Source organism: Microseira sp. BLCC-F43 (genome assembly GCF_041929235.1).
In the GTDB taxonomy this organism is placed as follows: Bacteria; Cyanobacteriota; Cyanobacteriia; order Cyanobacteriales; family Aerosakkonemataceae; genus Microseira.
The window spans coordinates 56,069-70,985 of the sequence record NZ_JBHFNP010000147.1; the positions used below are offsets into that span (position 1 = coordinate 56,069).

The 14,917-nt window shown below is 47.1% G+C and carries 12 protein-coding genes; 6 read left to right on the forward strand and 6 right to left on the reverse strand.

Translation table 11 applies throughout. The features are described from left to right. Positions 1-79: 79 nt before the first annotated feature. Both ACE1CM_RS20760 and ACE1CM_RS20765 read right to left on the reverse strand, forming a co-directional pair. Positions 80-2,926, reverse strand: a complete 2,847-nt coding sequence (locus ACE1CM_RS20760) for a M16 family metallopeptidase (protein WP_374879941.1) — start codon at positions 2,924-2,926, stop codon at positions 80-82. Between the two features lie 359 nt (positions 2,927-3,285). Beyond that, positions 3,286-3,510 (reverse strand): hypothetical protein, encoded by a 225-nt coding sequence (locus tag ACE1CM_RS20765; RefSeq protein WP_374879943.1) that lies wholly within the window; start codon positions 3,508-3,510, stop codon positions 3,286-3,288. Between the two features lie 50 nt (positions 3,511-3,560). Between ACE1CM_RS20765 and ACE1CM_RS20770 the strand changes: the two genes are divergently transcribed. Continuing rightward, positions 3,561-3,833, forward strand: coding sequence for a hypothetical protein (locus ACE1CM_RS20770; RefSeq protein ID WP_374879944.1), 273 nt, complete (start codon positions 3,561-3,563; stop codon positions 3,831-3,833). Between the two features lie 210 nt (positions 3,834-4,043). Here the strand turns inward: ACE1CM_RS20770 and ACE1CM_RS20775 are convergent, their stop codons facing one another. Continuing rightward, the gene (locus tag ACE1CM_RS20775; protein ID WP_374880015.1) at positions 4,044-4,481 is read right to left on the reverse strand and encodes a VOC family protein; all 438 of its coding nucleotides are present in this window, start codon (positions 4,479-4,481) and stop codon (positions 4,044-4,046) included. A gap of 48 nt (positions 4,482-4,529) precedes the next feature. Then, complete coding sequence (locus ACE1CM_RS20780) at positions 4,530-5,039, reverse strand: TIGR02652 family protein (RefSeq protein WP_374880017.1); 510 nt, start codon at positions 5,037-5,039, stop codon at positions 4,530-4,532. A 236-nt stretch (positions 5,040-5,275) separates the two neighbouring features. Here ACE1CM_RS20780 and ACE1CM_RS20785 point away from each other — a divergent pair, with 236 nt between their 5' ends. The 3 genes from ACE1CM_RS20785 to ACE1CM_RS20795 all read left to right on the forward strand — a co-directional run bounded on the left by ACE1CM_RS20785 (position 5,276) and on the right by ACE1CM_RS20795 (position 9,665). Next, the gene (locus ACE1CM_RS20785) at positions 5,276-5,812 is read left to right on the forward strand and encodes a gamma carbonic anhydrase family protein (RefSeq protein ID WP_374879946.1); all 537 of its coding nucleotides are present in this window, start codon (positions 5,276-5,278) and stop codon (positions 5,810-5,812) included. 219 nt (positions 5,813-6,031) lie between these two features. Then, the gene (locus ACE1CM_RS20790) at positions 6,032-6,151 is read left to right on the forward strand and encodes a photosystem II protein Y (protein ID WP_374879948.1); all 120 of its coding nucleotides are present in this window, start codon (positions 6,032-6,034) and stop codon (positions 6,149-6,151) included. A 409-nt stretch (positions 6,152-6,560) separates the two neighbouring features. After that, on the forward strand, positions 6,561-9,665 hold the full coding sequence (locus ACE1CM_RS20795; protein WP_374879950.1) for an MFS transporter: 3,105 nt from the start codon (positions 6,561-6,563) through the stop codon (positions 9,663-9,665). 357 nt (positions 9,666-10,022) lie between these two features. Here ACE1CM_RS20795 and ACE1CM_RS20800 read toward each other — a convergent pair whose 3' ends face one another. Further along, a complete protein-coding gene (locus ACE1CM_RS20800) occupies positions 10,023-10,586 on the reverse strand; it encodes a Uma2 family endonuclease (RefSeq protein WP_374879952.1) in 564 nt (187 codons plus the stop codon). A gap of 110 nt (positions 10,587-10,696) precedes the next feature. On the opposite strand from ACE1CM_RS20800, the gene ACE1CM_RS20805 reads away from it, so the two are divergent. Next, positions 10,697-12,025, forward strand: coding sequence for a bifunctional folylpolyglutamate synthase/dihydrofolate synthase (locus tag ACE1CM_RS20805; RefSeq protein WP_374879954.1), 1,329 nt, complete (start codon positions 10,697-10,699; stop codon positions 12,023-12,025). A gap of 310 nt (positions 12,026-12,335) precedes the next feature. Here the strand turns inward: ACE1CM_RS20805 and ACE1CM_RS20810 are convergent, their stop codons facing one another. Then, positions 12,336-13,631, reverse strand: a complete 1,296-nt coding sequence (locus ACE1CM_RS20810) for an ABC transporter substrate-binding protein (RefSeq protein WP_374879956.1) — start codon at positions 13,629-13,631, stop codon at positions 12,336-12,338. A gap of 172 nt (positions 13,632-13,803) precedes the next feature. On the opposite strand from ACE1CM_RS20810, the gene pilM reads away from it, so the two are divergent. Next, positions 13,804-14,913 (forward strand): type IV pilus assembly protein PilM, encoded by a 1,110-nt coding sequence (pilM, locus tag ACE1CM_RS20815; RefSeq protein ID WP_374879958.1) that lies wholly within the window; start codon positions 13,804-13,806, stop codon positions 14,911-14,913. The last annotated feature ends 4 nt before the right edge of the window (positions 14,914-14,917 follow it).

Consider the following 14,917-nt stretch of genomic DNA (forward strand, 5'->3'; position numbering starts at 1 on the left):
GGGGACGCGGGGAACGATCGAGATGCGGAAGTAATTACTTTTACTTCGTTATCTGCATCATCTCCATCACCTTCATCATCTAAGTAACATCTGGTCCTGCTGTGACCACTACTAAGTTATCGGGATGCAGCAATTCTTTCGCAACTTGGTTTACTTGTTCTAAAGTAACCGCTTGAATTTTTTGGGGGAAGTTGCGAATTTCTTCTCGACTTAATCCATAAACTTCGTTCATCAAAATTTGAGAAGTTAGCGAGTCGGGATCTGCCAAAGAAACGCTATAACTGCTAGTCAATGAACGCTTGGCAGTTTCGACTTCGGCGGCGGTGACTCCTGATGTGCAAATTTGTCTTAGCAAGGCGATGGTACTGGAAATTGCTTTATTCGCATCCTCCGCTGCGGTTTGCATGTCAATAATAAATAATCCCGGTTGTTTGCCTGCTTGAAAGTAGCTGTAGATACCGTATGTTAAACCAAGGCGATCGCGTATTTCCGTCCCCAAGCGACTCGATAAGGTATCTCCACCCAAAATTTGATTTAGTACCAAAGCAGCATAGTAACGCGAATCTTGCCGGTTAATGCCGCGATTTCCTATCACTGTCACTGCTTGGGTTTTCCCCGGTAAAACTGGGTTTAACCGCACTATTTTTGCCGGTGCAGCAACGGGTGGAAAATCGATCTGTGGAGGTTTTCCGCTTGCTGTCCAGTTGGCGAAATGTTTTTCGAGAAGACTTCGCACCTCTTGCGGATCAAAGTCTCCTACCAAAGCCAGTACGGTATTATCCGGTCGATAATAGGTTTGGTAAAATTCCACCACATCGGCGCGGGTAATCGCTTTGAGACTTTCCAAGGTGGGATAGCTATGGAAGGGATGGTTTTGGGGGAAAATCTGTTGTTGCAGCGTCCGGAAACCCAAGTAGTTGGGGTCATCTAACTGTGCTTTCAGGTCAGTTATCCCACGCTGGCGACTCAGTTCTAGCTGATCTGTGGGGAATGTAGCGTTTTGCACCACATCCGCCAGGGTTTCGATCAAAACGGGTAAGTCTGTCTTCAGGCTATAACCACTCACACTAACACCTTCCCGACTGGCAGAAAATCCCAGACTCGCACCCCGACTTTCTAACACTTTAGCCAAGGTGAGGGCATCTTTGGTTTTAGTCCCGTTGATCAAGTTATCTGCGGTTAGTTCGGCGACGCCTGCCTTTGTTGCGGGGTCAAATTGCCTGCCTGCGGAAATATTGCCGCTTAAACTTACTGTGGGAGTGCTGCGATCGCTTACTAACAACACCTGCATCCCATTTCCCAGCTTCAACGACTCTGGCAGCCCGCGTTCGCTAGTTGTATTCGCTACCTCTATCTCTGGCAGATACTTAGCCACCTCGGCGGGGTCTACAGGTGGTCCGAGGTTAAATTTTTCACTCGTTTGTCCGGCGTTCCGCGTCCCCGTATCCCCTTGGGTTATCTGGGTTGGTTCAAAATATCCTACCGTGCTATTCTCTGGTTTCAGGTATTCTTGCGCGACTCGCTGCACGTCGGCGGTGCTGACCTCCCCCACGGCTGCCAGCAATTTATCTATGTATCGATAGTCACCCGCAGTAGTTTCATTATCGCCTAACTGGATGGCTTGATTAGTAATATTGCGGTTACCCAATGTTATATTTGCTACAAACTGTGCTTGGGCGCGGTTGAGTTCTTCTGGGGTAACGCCTTTGGTTTGCAGGTCGGCGATCGCTTGTTGCAGGGTTTGGTCTATTTTCCTCAGTTTCTCACCCGGTACTGCCGTAGCATACAATTCATACCAACCCGCACCAATTAAGTTAGAGGTATAGCCTCCGGCGTCGCTAGTTAAACCCGACTCTACCAAAGCTTGGTATAAACGCGAATTGCGCCCCGAGGTCAAAACGTAATCCATTACTTGCAATGCCGGGATATCGGGATGATTTACGGGTGGCAATGGATACACTACATTTAATAGGGGAGCGCTGCCTTCTTCCCGCAATACAATAGGATTTTGGTTGATTGAACTAACCGGGGCGAGTTGAGTTAAATTGTCTGCTTTAGTTCTAAGGTTAACATCAGTAGAACCAGCCTCTGCTCCCCTGCTTACCTTGCTAATATTACCAAAAATTTCTTTAACTGCTTGCAGCGTCGCTGCGGTTTGGAAATCACCTACAACGATTAAAGTAGCATTGTCGGGGCTATAATACTTGCGGTAATATTGCCGCACCTGGTCAACCGTAAACTTTTGCACATCGGCTTTTGTGCCACCGACTGGCAAACCATAAGGACTGTTAGGAAATGCAGCTTGCATCACCCTGCGGCTAAGTCGGTAACCGGGGTCATTTTCGTAACCTTGTAACTCAGAAATAACCACGCGCTTTTCGCTTTCCAGTTGCGCCGGATCGATGAGAGAATTGTGCATCCGGTCGGCTTCTAAAGTTAGTAACGCGCGTAGTTTATGCCGTTCAACGGTGCCGTAATAAGCTGTTTGGTCGTAGCTAGTGAAAGCGTTGGACTCGCTTCCTAAGGCGCTGAACAAACGACCGAATTGGATCGGGCGATCGCTTGTACCCTTAAACAGCATATGTTCAAGTTGGTGGGCGATACCATTAACTCCCGGTTCTTCATTGCGCGACCCTATTTTGTACCACACTTGCACGCTGACTACAGGCGCAGTATGCACTTCTTTGGTAAGAACGGTTAACCCATTATCCAAGACAATTTTACCGACGTTTTCCGTCATTCCACCTGCTGGGATCGCCGATTGCTTTTCGTTAATAGCAGAATTTTCAGCCGCCACTACGGCAGAATTAACCCGATCTGGTTGGGTCGAATTCGCCTCCGGTGCGAATAGCAGCACGGCGATCAAACACAGGCTAAACAACAATGCGGCAAAACGGTATCGACGCCAGAAAGCTAACAAAGACATAACTTTTAGAGACAGGGAGAAGAATTATATCTCACCCAAGTTGCTAATTGCTAATTGCTAATTGCTAATTGGGATAGCTACGTAATATAGCATTTTTCTTCCATGAGCCATTAGCCGCTGTTTGAGAGATAACTAGCAACTTGAGTTATGTAGCGATGGCAAACAAACCGGGTTTCTCTGAAAAATCGTCGATTTACAAACTAGAAATCTAGGTCGAAACCCGGTTTCTGGCAACGCCCTTGCGGAAATCCTGACCCATATTTGACGCAGAAAAAATCCTCAGTCTCAAGCGCAGGTTTGGCAGCTTTGACCCTACCGCTGCGTTGAACCAGGAGTCATAAATATGGCGAACTGGTCAATTAATTGTTTTGACCATATTCTTCGACTAATTTCCTGAACCACAAATAAGCTTGTTCTGGTGTGAGGGGTTCGGATTCGTTTTCCCCCGGAACCAAGAATTGCCTGCTGTCAGGAAATACCCGCACAACCAAACTAGGAATCAGCCCTAATTTCATTGCTTGTTTTCCCAGTGCTTCGGCTGTTTCGGAAAGGGTGTATTGATCGTGGAATTTATACTTAACCATGTCGTTTGCTCTGCCTTTCAAAACTTGTGTAAACCTGTTGATTTCTTGGTTTGACCCAAGCACATCGCATCTCTTACGAGATGTATGCCCCGACGCGGGGAAGAGACCAGTATTACCTGGAGAGAGTCTCAAACAAAGACGGTTTTTCAACCGTTTGGGGCATTTCTGCCTCCACCAACGCCAATCAACGTTTTTTGATTCTATGGTTGTGGCGTCAACCCTTAACTTCCGTAGTTCGTCACGCTACGTTTGTCGGCAACTTGGTAGTGTTTGATGATGTTTGCCGAAAGAAGTGTTGGCGATCGCAATCTCCTTTACTTTAGCCGACTTGAGTTATGAACCCAAAAATCTACTCCCAGTATGCATTGCTGCTGTGGGAATTACCCTCGATCAATACAAATCTTCAGTATGTTTTAATAGGGCAAAACAAGTGCAGGTGTGCAGGTGTGCAGGTGGGCAGAAGGCGCTCCAGGCGCAGAGGGGGATTTGAATTTAAATTCTCCTGTAGCATCCCATCTCCTCTGCTCACCCGCTCACCCGCTCAAAACCCGAATAAATTCCAGGGGTAGTCCGTCGGCGTCGGCGATAAAGGCGACTTCGTAAACCCGCGAACCTATCATTTGTTGCGTCGGTTCTAATAATACTTTCAGCGTTTGAAATTGATCTGGTTGTTCGCGCGCCCTTTCCTCTAATTTTTCTTTTAAATAAGATAACCAGGAGGGCAGATCTGTGGTTGCTTGTGTCAGGTCAAACGATAAATGATAATATCCGACGTAGTGTTCGTCCCCGAAGGCGTCGGGGGCGGGGTGGGGTTCGGGAATTTGGATCAGTTCGATGCGTCCGTTTAACCCTTCCATCCAACAGGCGAGGGTATAGCCAGTAGTGAAGCGATCGCATACTGTAAAACCTAGTTGCTCGTAGAATGCGATCGCCCGATGAATATTTGCCGTGCGGATCGAAGCGTGGTGCATAAATTTGGTCATAGGTCACGGGTACAATTACCCATTACCAATTACCTATTATTCAAACAACCTGAAATAAGGATATCTTACGGGTACTCCCGGCTCTTTTTCCAAGTCAAAATTAATTACTTCCCAGCAAGGTGCTTCCGACGGATCGGGGCTAAATTCTACTGGTAACCCGTAAAGCCTGGGTTTATTGGCATCTGGTTGTCCCCGCCACGGCGTACTGCGTTCCAGGTAGCCGCTGATTAACTCCTGATAGCGTTTGGCGATAATAACGCGGGTTGCCCGGTATCCTTGGGTATAAAGACGATCCAGCGCTTCGTGGATTTCAAACCGAATTCCATCCGGATGGGTATGCTGACGATACCACTCATTGTTCCACCTGCGCCACTGACGACCGGACTGGAGATGGACGAGTTCGCCCGATTTCGGGTTCGCCTCAAATGCACCGTGGCGCGGACACAGATAGGTATCTGTCAGCGTCAAAGCCGGAATCGTTTGCCGACAGTGGGGACACTGTATTTCCGGACCAAAAATTGGGTATTGCAAGCCTGGATTGGTCATGTATTGTGTCACCGCATGTCCTCTCTGTGCCGATCTCAATGCCTTTATTTTGACATTCCTACACTTAAAAGGGTGAGATTCTTAGACTTCTACACAGAATTTATCAGTGTTGAGCTGATATTGATATTGTACCCCAGTCATGGGTTTTCTTTGCGATTCCCATACAATTGAGTACCCCATTCCCCTGCGCTTGCCTATATTCTAGGAAAGATTGTGTTACCGATTCGACATTCACCGTGAGCGATCTCAACCATCCATTCTATTGGCCTACCCCCGATCTTTCTGCTGCTGCTTTTATTGCCCCCACCGCCACGGTGATGGGTTGGGTAAAAGTGGCGACTGGCGTCAGTATCTGGTACGGTGCTGTCCTGCGCGGAGATGTGGAGCGCATTGAAATTGGCGAATACACCAATATTCAAGATGGTGCTATTTTACACGGCGATCCCGGTAAGCCGACGATTCTGGAAGACCACGTTACAGTGGGACATCGCGCGGTGATTCATTCGGCGCATATCGAACGCGGCTGTTTGATCGGCATTGGTGCGGTGATACTAGACGGCGTGCGCGTCGGTGCAGGGAGTATTATCGGCGCGGGGGCGATTGTAACGAAAGATGTACCGCGTTTATCATTAGTTGTCGGAGTTCCTGCCAAACGGTCACGCAATTTATCTGAGGAAGAAGCGGCAGAGTTGATCGAACATGCCCAGAAGTATGAGAAATTGGCACTCGTTCACGCGGGGAAGGGAACGGATCTAGGTTTTACGGGAGCATAGGGAGCAGGTCAGCAGGTGAGCAGGTGAGATGAGGAGAGTATACATTCAAATTCCCCCCTCCGCACCTCTGCCCCACCTGCCCACCTGCCCCCCCTGCCCCCCTGCCCACCTGCAAACTTGCTCAATTATGCCTGGGGGGCTGGAAATTTAGCGCAGTTGGTTGCAAAATATAAGCAAGATGAGAATCGATTCATAAATCTTTAAGAGAGGTAACTACATATGGATTGGCGTTTGTTAATCGTGTTGCTGCCATTGATCGCTGCTGGTGGTTGGGCTTTCTATCAAGTCGGCAAGATAGCGATCGCGCAAGCTCAAGCTTTCTTGAACAAGCAAGCCTAGTTTAGGCGCTTTGTAGCCATTACCCCAACTGCCCCCTACCCTGGGGGCAGTCTTTTTTTGGACAAAAGAAACCCGGTTTCTAGGAAAATCCTGGCTTTGCAACTAAAGAGCGACGCAGAAACCCGGTTTCTAGGAAAAATCGTGGGTTTGTAACTAAAGAGCGACGCAGAAACCCGGTTTCTAGGAAAAATCGTGGGTTTGTAACTAAAGAGCGACGCAGAAACAAAGGTGATGGGTTCGTCGTGGGTAAGTCCTGTAATCAACACCTACTACTAAAGGAGCAAGCCGAGATATTACCTCAGATGGAAGCTGAGCAATTGATAATTTTACAAAATTAAATCTGGAACCCATACATAGTTTTCCAACGCAAAAGTTTTGCGTCGTTCTGAGTTTAGCTGAGGAAAATATCATGTTTCAAGCTATAAGCATTCCCCTGGACTTGTCCAGCGGGAAATTTTGGATTTCTCAGTTCCCAGGTTATTCAGTTACAGACAACCCAGGAGATTTAGCACTAATCTTTTCAAGTCCTCAGTTTTTCGTGGCATTAATTGCGGGCGTGTTAATGGCCTTCGCTTTTCAATTAGTATTAACTAACTTGTCCGTAGCCGCTAAAATTTCAGACAGCGCCGATGTTATAGAACTCGATGCCGATGATGACGAAAGCTGGGGAAAGCAAGTCCGCAGCATTGAATCAAAAATAGGCGTCTGGAGTTTAGTAACGGTCAATATTGCCTTGTTTATCGCTTGTTTTCTGGCGGTAAAACTCAGCTTAACCAACAGCGTAATTTTAGGGGCAATTATTGGCGTTGTCATTTGGTCTGCTTACTTTTTATTGCTAGCTTGGCTAGGTTCTAATGCGATTGGTTCCTTGATCGGTTCGGCAGTAAAAACTGCCACTTCTTCAATGCAAGGGGTGATGGGAACAGCCGCCGCCGCACTGGGTGCAAATGCCGTAAACTCGCAAATTGTTAATACGGTAGAAGCATCAGTTGCGGCGGTGAGAAAAGAATTAACTTCAGCGGTAGATCCCAGCAGCGTAAGGGAAACATTAGAAGAATATTTGGGCGATCTGAAACTACCCAAATTTGATCTAAAAGACATTCGCAGTAACTTTGAAAAGTTGCTCAACGACTCGGACATAAAATCTCTGGCAGATAGCGATGTTTTGAAGAACGTTAATCGCCAGACTTTTATAGACTTGGTTAGCAATCGCACCGATTTATCTAAAAAAGATGTAGAGGGAATTGCCGACCAGTTGCAAGAGGTTTGGCGACAAGTAGTAGGGCGCGAGCAAAAAGATCCGCAAGAGGAATTAGTAAAATTCCTCAAATCTGCCAGTCCAGAAGATTTGAAATCTACCGACATCGCGACTAAGCTGGCTCAAGTAAATGGGGGCACAAGCGAACAGAAACAGTATAGCAACGGGCAGAAAAATAGCCTGTTGCAAATGGGCGTGAGTGCGGTGATGGGTGCAGTATTGGAACGAGTAGACCTCTCGGATTTAGATGTCGAAAGAATTTCCAATCAGTTGCAAAAACTGGCGGGCGAAACAACGGAACAAGCCAAAAAAGTTGGCAGTAAAGTTTCGGAAAATCTGCCGAAGTTGCAATTTAATCCGATTCGCGCTGACGTAGAAAACTACATTCTTAATTCCAAACCTTGGCATCTCAATCGCGAAACGATCAAGCAGGAGTTTCAACAAGTTATTTACGATCCAGAAGCAGCGCCGGGAGCAATTCGACGGCAATTAGAGCAATTGAACCGCGATTTTGTGGTACAATTGTTGAATCAGCGCGGCGATTTTGATGCGGATAAAGTAGCAGAAATTGCCGACCAGTTGGAAGAAATTCGGATGGAAGTTTTGAATACCGTCCAAACTGGGGAAGCTGAAGAACAAGCGCAAGATTTACGCAGTCGGATTGAAAATTATCTGCGTTCAACTGGGAAAGAGGAATTAAATCCAGAAGGAATTGAACGGGATTTCACAGCACTGTTGGAAGATCCGAATGTGGGATTTGAACAACTGCGAGATCGCTTATCCCAATTCGACCGCGATACCCTAGTCCAATTACTCGGACAGCGGGAAGATTTCAGTCCCGAAGAAGCAGATCGATTGATCGGTCAATTGGAAAGTACGCGCGATCGCGTCATCTCCCAAGCGCAAGAAATCCAAGCACAACTCAAATCCAAAGCTGACGAACTTCGCCAACGAGTAGAAGCTTACCTGCGCGATACCCACAAGGAAGAATTAAATCCCGAAGCAATTAAGCGGGATTTCCAAACGCTTCTAGAAGATCCCCAAGCAGGAATTACTGCGTTAAGAATGCGTCTCTCCCAATTCGATCGCGATACCCTCGTGCAATTACTCACCGCGAGGGGAGATCTCAGCGAAGAACAAATCAATCAAACTATCGACCAAATATTGTCGATAAGGGATAGCATTTTAAACGCACCCCAACAAATCAAAGAACAGTACGACGAAGTTAGCGCCAGAATTGCAGATTACCTGCGAAATACTAACCTGGAAGAACTCAATCCAGAAGGTATCAAGCGCGATTTTGCTACACTGTTTGAAAATCCCAAAGAAGGTGCTTTAGCATTGCGCGAAAGACTTTCTCAAGTCGATCGGGAAACATTGGTTAAATTGCTGAGTCAGCGGGGAGATTTGACTGAAGAGCAAGTTAATCGCATCATCGACCAAGTGCAAGAGCAAATTCGCAGCATTATTAAAACACCCCGTCGCTTAGCATCTCGCGCCAAAGAAAGGGTACAAGATTTCCAAGCAAGTTTGGAAACTTACCTGCGGAATACGAACAAGGAAGAACTCAATCCCGATGCGATTAAACGCGACTTGCAATTGTTGTTCAGCGATCCGAAAGCAGGGGTGGAAAGTTTAGGCGATCGCATCAAACATTTCGATCGTTCTACCTTAGTTTCTCTCCTATCCCAACGGGAAGATATTTCCGAAGAAGAAGCAAATCGCATTGCGGATCAAATCATCTCGGTGCGCGAGCAATTTGTCCAACAAGTTCAGCTTGTCCAAACGAAACTTCAATCAGCAATTGACTCGATTTTTGCCATAATTCGGGATTATCTCAACTCGTTAGAACGTCCCGAACTCAATTACGAAGGCATCAAACGCGACTTCCGCAAATTATTTGAATATCCGCAAGCGGGAGTTGACGCATTGAAGGAACGTTTGAGTCAATTTGACCGCGATACTTTAGTTGCAATTCTGAGTTCGCGCCCGGATATTTCCGAAGCAGATGCGAACCGCATTATCAACCAAATTGAAGCCGCACGGGATAGCGTTGTAACGCGCGCCGAACGCCTGCAAGAAGAAGCTAAGAAACGCATCAAAGATTTGAAGCGAAAAGCTAAAGAACAAGGCGAAGAAGCGAGAAAAACTGCTGCAACTGCTGCTTGGTGGTTATTTGGTACGGCGATTACTTCAGTTGCTATATCTGCGTTAGCTGGCGCGATCGCTGTGGCAGGTTTTGATCTGTTTGGTTAAAGGTTTCAGGGGGAGTAATTTAAAAATAGGCTAGGGAAATCTGGCCTATTTTTTTGAGTATTTTACACCTCTGGCAATACCTGGGGCGGGCAGGATGCCCACCCCACAAAACTAGGAACAAACTGGTTGTGGGTTGGGTGTAGCGGGCAGGATGCCCACCCCACAAAACTAGGAACAAACTGGTTGTGGGGTGGATTTAGCAGGCAGGATGCCCACCCCACAAAACTAGGAACAAACTGGTTGTGGGGTGGATTTAGCAGGCAGGATGCCCACCCCACAAAAATAGGAACAAACTGCTTGTGGGGTGGGCGTCCCGCCCGCCCTTCAAATAATCAACAATAGGTCTTTTACTATTTTTCATCCTAATAGCTCATCTACAGAAACGCTAAAACCTGGTAAAACAATTTGAGTGGTAACCGTTTTACCAGAAGTAAACACAAATTGGCGATCTTGAGTGATGACAATAATCCATTTATTTTCAGGGAATACTAACCAAACCTCCTCGCCACCTGACTGTAAATACTCTTGAGATCTGGCAATAACATCTTCAGCTAAATCGGTAGGGGAAACAATTTCCGCACTCAACGGGAAACTCTGAGGTAATACGGCAGCTTCGCCAAATTGTGCCACCAATTCTGGAGTAAGATAAGAAACATCCGGCCTGCGTCCTTGTTTATTAGTGCGACAGGGTGCATCTGTGTAAACTTCTCCTCCCTGTCCACTGGAATCTTTATAATTTCTCCAACCAGTCGCTAATCTGGATTGAACCCGACCATGCTTCAGTGTCATACCGTTTTTCTCCACTAATTGTCCGTCTATCCACTCCTTATTGTCGGGCGGGTTTTGCATCCAGTCTTCTAGTGTAATTTGGCGAGATTGGCTGACTTGATACTCTGTTAATTCTACGACTGAACTTACCATCTGAATTTCTCCTGGTTTTTTTCCAAGATAACTCGAATACTCCCCACTTGCTTTGGTTTTGGTACGTTACTATTGCATAATTCTATTAAAGAGCGATCGCATTCCCCAAAGTGACCATAGATTCTATTCTCCAACCCTTCCAACACTTCGGCGTTCACCTCGGACTCGAACGCATTCACAAGTTATTAGCCAACTTAGGAAACCCCCATCAGCAAGTCCCCGTTATCCACGTCGCGGGAACAAATGGCAAAGGTTCTGTTTGCGCCTATCTTTCTGCCGTATTAACAGCAGCAGGTTATCGCGTCGGACGCTATACTTCTCCCCATTTAATCGATTGGAACGAACGCATTTGCATCAACGAACAGCCTATTTCATTAACAGAATTAGAACAATTATTGCTGCAAGTGCAAGCTGCCATTAATCCGGATGAAGCATCACCGACTCAGTTTGAAGTTATCACCGCCGCCGCTTGGTTGTATTTTGCTCAACAACAAGTGGATATTGCTGTTATAGAAGTAGGTTTGGGGGGACGTTTGGATGCAACAAATGTATGCTCGCGTCCCCTAGTAACGGTGATTACTTCTATCAGTCGGGAACACTGGCAGGTTCTAGGGCCAACTTTAGCAGATATCGCTAACGAAAAAGCGGGTATCCTTAAACCTGGATGTCCTGCTGTGATTGGATTGTTACCGCCGGAAGCTTTAGCTGTGGTAGAAAAGCGGATTCAAGAGTTAGGTTGTCCGGCTATTTTTCCATCTCCAGCTATAGAAATAAAAACCGCAGAGACGCAGAGGACGCAGAGGTGGGTAGAATATGAAGGAATTAGATATCCCTTGGCTTTGTGGGGGGAATTTCAACTGATGAATTCGGCGTTAGCGATCGCATCCCTCCAGCTGCTACAACAACAGGGTTGGAAGATTTTAGAGGAAGCGATCGCATCGGGTATGGCAAACACAAAATGGCCTGGACGTATCCAATGGACGACTTGGAAAAACCATCAATTATTAATCGATGGCGCCCATAACCCCGCCGCCGCACAAGTCCTGCGTCAATATGTCGATTCTTTGGGAAATGGGGAAACTTTGGGAGCAGAGGAGCAGAAGAAAATTACCAATTACCCATTCCCAATTACCCATTACCCATACTCGATTTCCTGGGTGATGGGAATGCTTTCTACTAAAGACCATGCGGATATTTTTAAAGCATTGCTAAAAACGGGCGATCGCCTCTTCCTAGTTCCCGTCCCCGACAATAGTTCCGCCGATCCGCAACACCTGGCAACCCTAGCTCAAAATATATGCCCCGACTTGGCTTTTTGTCATGTCTATCCCAACTTAGAAACCGCCTTAGACGCCGCCTTCACCGACAAAGAAACCTTAACAGTTTTATGCGGTTCCCTCTATCTCATCGGTCACTTTTTAGCTTGTAAGGTGTGCTAACCCAGTCGCTCCCCCCAACTCCCCTTTGCATCCCCCTCCCGTCCCCCTTAAAAAGGGGGATGTGAGGGGGATCGCTTTTTTTCTCCGGGGTTGGGGGGATCGATGCCTAAGTCCTGGCAGTGTAATGCACCCTCTTTAAATCAAAACGGTGCGTGACAACAGTCACGCACCCTACATATCGTCGTTAGCCACAATCTTTCAATTTGAATCGAGCTTATATGGGCGCATCTTTTCCCATTATAAGAATAGCCCAAAAAACCGATAAAATCAAGGGGCAAAGCAAAGTTCGTAGTAAGCACTTAAGTGCTTACTACGAACGTTTATCCCACTCGGTTGCAGCATCTGCTACAGCTTGCTCCACAGTCTTTTCACCCAACATTGCCGCCTGCAAGTTCTCATAAATTGCTTTTTGCAACAAGTTGCGGTCTTTCATTGCCGGAATTAACACTGAAGCAAGCTTTAGTTGATTGGCACTGACAACGCGAGCTTTATCCATTGGTGTAGCATTGCCAGGGAGGGTTTTAAAGTAATTATCTTGCAGCGCTTTAACTGTAGAAGGGAGGACGTTAGCAGCTTTAGCAAAAGTTAGTTGATTTTCGTCGTTGGTAACAAATAAAGCAAACTTGACCGCCCCATCGGGGATATTTGTATCGCGGGGGACGAACAAATTCATTACCGCAACATTTCTTTTACCTGTTTTGCCGGTAACTTGGGGGGAGGTAGCGGAGACTTTGGCGATCGCGGGGGCGTTTTTAGCGATTGCACCCAAAAACTGCACTCCCGAATCTAAGATGGCAATTTCCCCAGCTTGGTATAGCTCAATTGCACGTTGGTGTCCTTGTGTCAAGGCTTCTTTCGGCAATAGCCCATTTTTATACAAATCCACCCAATACTGAAACGCCGCCTTACCTTCGGGAGTATTAAACGCCGCCTTCCCTTGGTCATCGACCAATTTAACCGCCATCTGGACGAAAGATTCCAAGACTTGCGCCGAATCTTCCGGAACAAAGCTAGCAAAAAAAGCGTACTTGCCCGTTTTTTCTTTAACTTGCTGCGCCACTTGCGCCAACTCTGCGTAAGTCGCAGGCGGAGATTTAATCCCAGCTTGCTCCAACAATGCGCTATTGTAAATCGTTATTCCGGAAGCAAGATACCAAGGAATGCCAAAACTTTTACCGTTGAGCGTTGTTGCTTGCCAAATATTGGGTAAATAGGAAGCACGCACCCCAGTTGGTACTTTAGCATCCAAATCTAACCAGGCATTGCGGGACGCCAATTGGGAAGCAAAATCGGGGTTTAAGTTTACCACATCGGGGGCTGTTTTCGCCGAAACCGCCGTCAGAATCTTGCTTTCCATCGCCGACCAAGGGACATCGGTCCAGCGGATCTTGACACCGGGATTTTTAGCTTCAAAACTAGCAATCAGCTGGTTGAAGTAATCGGTAAATTGCGGCTGTAGCTGCATCGTCCAGAACTCGACTTCCTGGGTGCTGGTTGCACCCCTGTTAGACCCAGGCGTACAACCGCCTACGGCTAAAATCCAACTCAGCAATAATCCCAGCAAAGCAAAAACGCTCAATCGCTTCCAGGTTTTAAATTCACGCATGTGAATCCTTGATGGCTTTTTCGATGATTGGGGGTATCCTATGTATGACTCCCAATTGTTTGGTCAAACAACCCAGGTGAGTTGTAGATAAAATTGGGTAGCAGATCCCTGGTTATCGATCTAGAGTACATTTTTTATCATTCTTTATCCTGGAAAAAAACGGGCTACAACAGTGGTTAATGCCTTAAAGAATCTATTTTCCAAGCGCAAACCTGGGGTGGGCATCGAATTAGCCCCAGAACGGATCAATATTGCCCAGTTACGCAAGCAAGGACCGGGTTATAAATTAGTCACCCTGCACTCGGTGGAAGTACCGGAAGGCGTATTTCAAGAAGGTCAAATCGTTGACCCGCCGCAGATGGCAGAACTAATTTCCACAGCAATGGCAGAAAAAAAGATTAAAGCGACCCGGGTCGCCACAGCAGTACCGGGGGCAGCGGGAGCGATCGTGCGGATTATACCAGTTCCGGCAGAACTAAACGAAACAGAACTGCGGGACATGGTGCTAAACCACGAAGCGGGGCTTTACTTGCCATTTCCGCGCGAAGAAGCCGATGTAGATTATCAGAAGCTCGGCTTTTTCACCGATGAAGATGGGATTGAAAAAACGAACGTACTGCTAGCCGCCGTCCGCAAAGAAGTCACCGATACCTACATCGAGACATTTAAGCAGGCGGGATTGCAAATCGACGTGGTGGAAATTAACAGTTTTTCCCTGATTCGGACGATTCGCGAGCAACTGCGGCAATTTTCATCCCAAGAAGCGGCGGTGCTGGTGGATATCGAGTTCGAGAGTACGGAAATTGCGATTGTAGTGGATGGAGTGCCGCAGTTTTCCCGTACCGTCCCCATCGGCATGTTCCAAATTCAAAGCGCCCTCAAGCGGGCGATGAACTTGCCTACGGACCGCAATACCGAAGTGCTAAAAGGAATTACGATTCCCACCGCACCAGTGGATACGGGAGTAAGAAGCGGTGCGACCGGGATTAATCCCGGCATGGCAGCTATGCTGAGAGTATTGGGAGAGCTAGCCGACGAATTGCGTCGCTCGATCGATTTTTATCTGAATCAGAGCAGCAATTTGGAAGTGGCGCAGCTGCTGCTGGCGGGACCCGGAGGCGGAATTGGACAGTTGGATGAATTTTTCACCCAAAGGTTGAGCTTGCCTACAACTCAGGTCGATCCGGTAGCGGCTTTAGGCTTGGAAGTTGGCGAAGATATTACCTCAGTGCAACGACCGGGATTGGGAGTAGTGCTGGGTTTAGGACTTAGAGAGGTTTGACGCG

Coding starts and splice junctions, on each gene's coding strand:
- ACE1CM_RS20760 (WP_374879941.1), bottom strand. CDS start 2,926: ATGTCTTTGTTAGCTTTCTGGCGTCGATACCGTTTTGCCGCATTGTTG.
- ACE1CM_RS20765 (WP_374879943.1), bottom strand. CDS start 3,510: ATGGTTAAGTATAAATTCCACGATCAATACACCCTTTCCGAAACAGCC.
- ACE1CM_RS20775 (WP_374880015.1), bottom strand. CDS start 4,481: ATGCACCACGCTTCGATCCGCACGGCAAATATTCATCGGGCGATCGCA.
- ACE1CM_RS20780 (WP_374880017.1), bottom strand. CDS start 5,039: ATGACCAATCCAGGCTTGCAATACCCAATTTTTGGTCCGGAAATACAG.
- ACE1CM_RS20790 (WP_374879948.1), top strand. CDS start 6,032: ATGGATTGGCGTTTGTTAATCGTGTTGCTGCCATTGATCGCTGCTGGT.
- ACE1CM_RS20795 (WP_374879950.1), top strand. CDS start 6,561: ATGTTTCAAGCTATAAGCATTCCCCTGGACTTGTCCAGCGGGAAATTT.
- ACE1CM_RS20800 (WP_374879952.1), bottom strand. CDS start 10,586: ATGGTAAGTTCAGTCGTAGAATTAACAGAGTATCAAGTCAGCCAATCT.
- ACE1CM_RS20810 (WP_374879956.1), bottom strand. CDS start 13,631: ATGCGTGAATTTAAAACCTGGAAGCGATTGAGCGTTTTTGCTTTGCTG.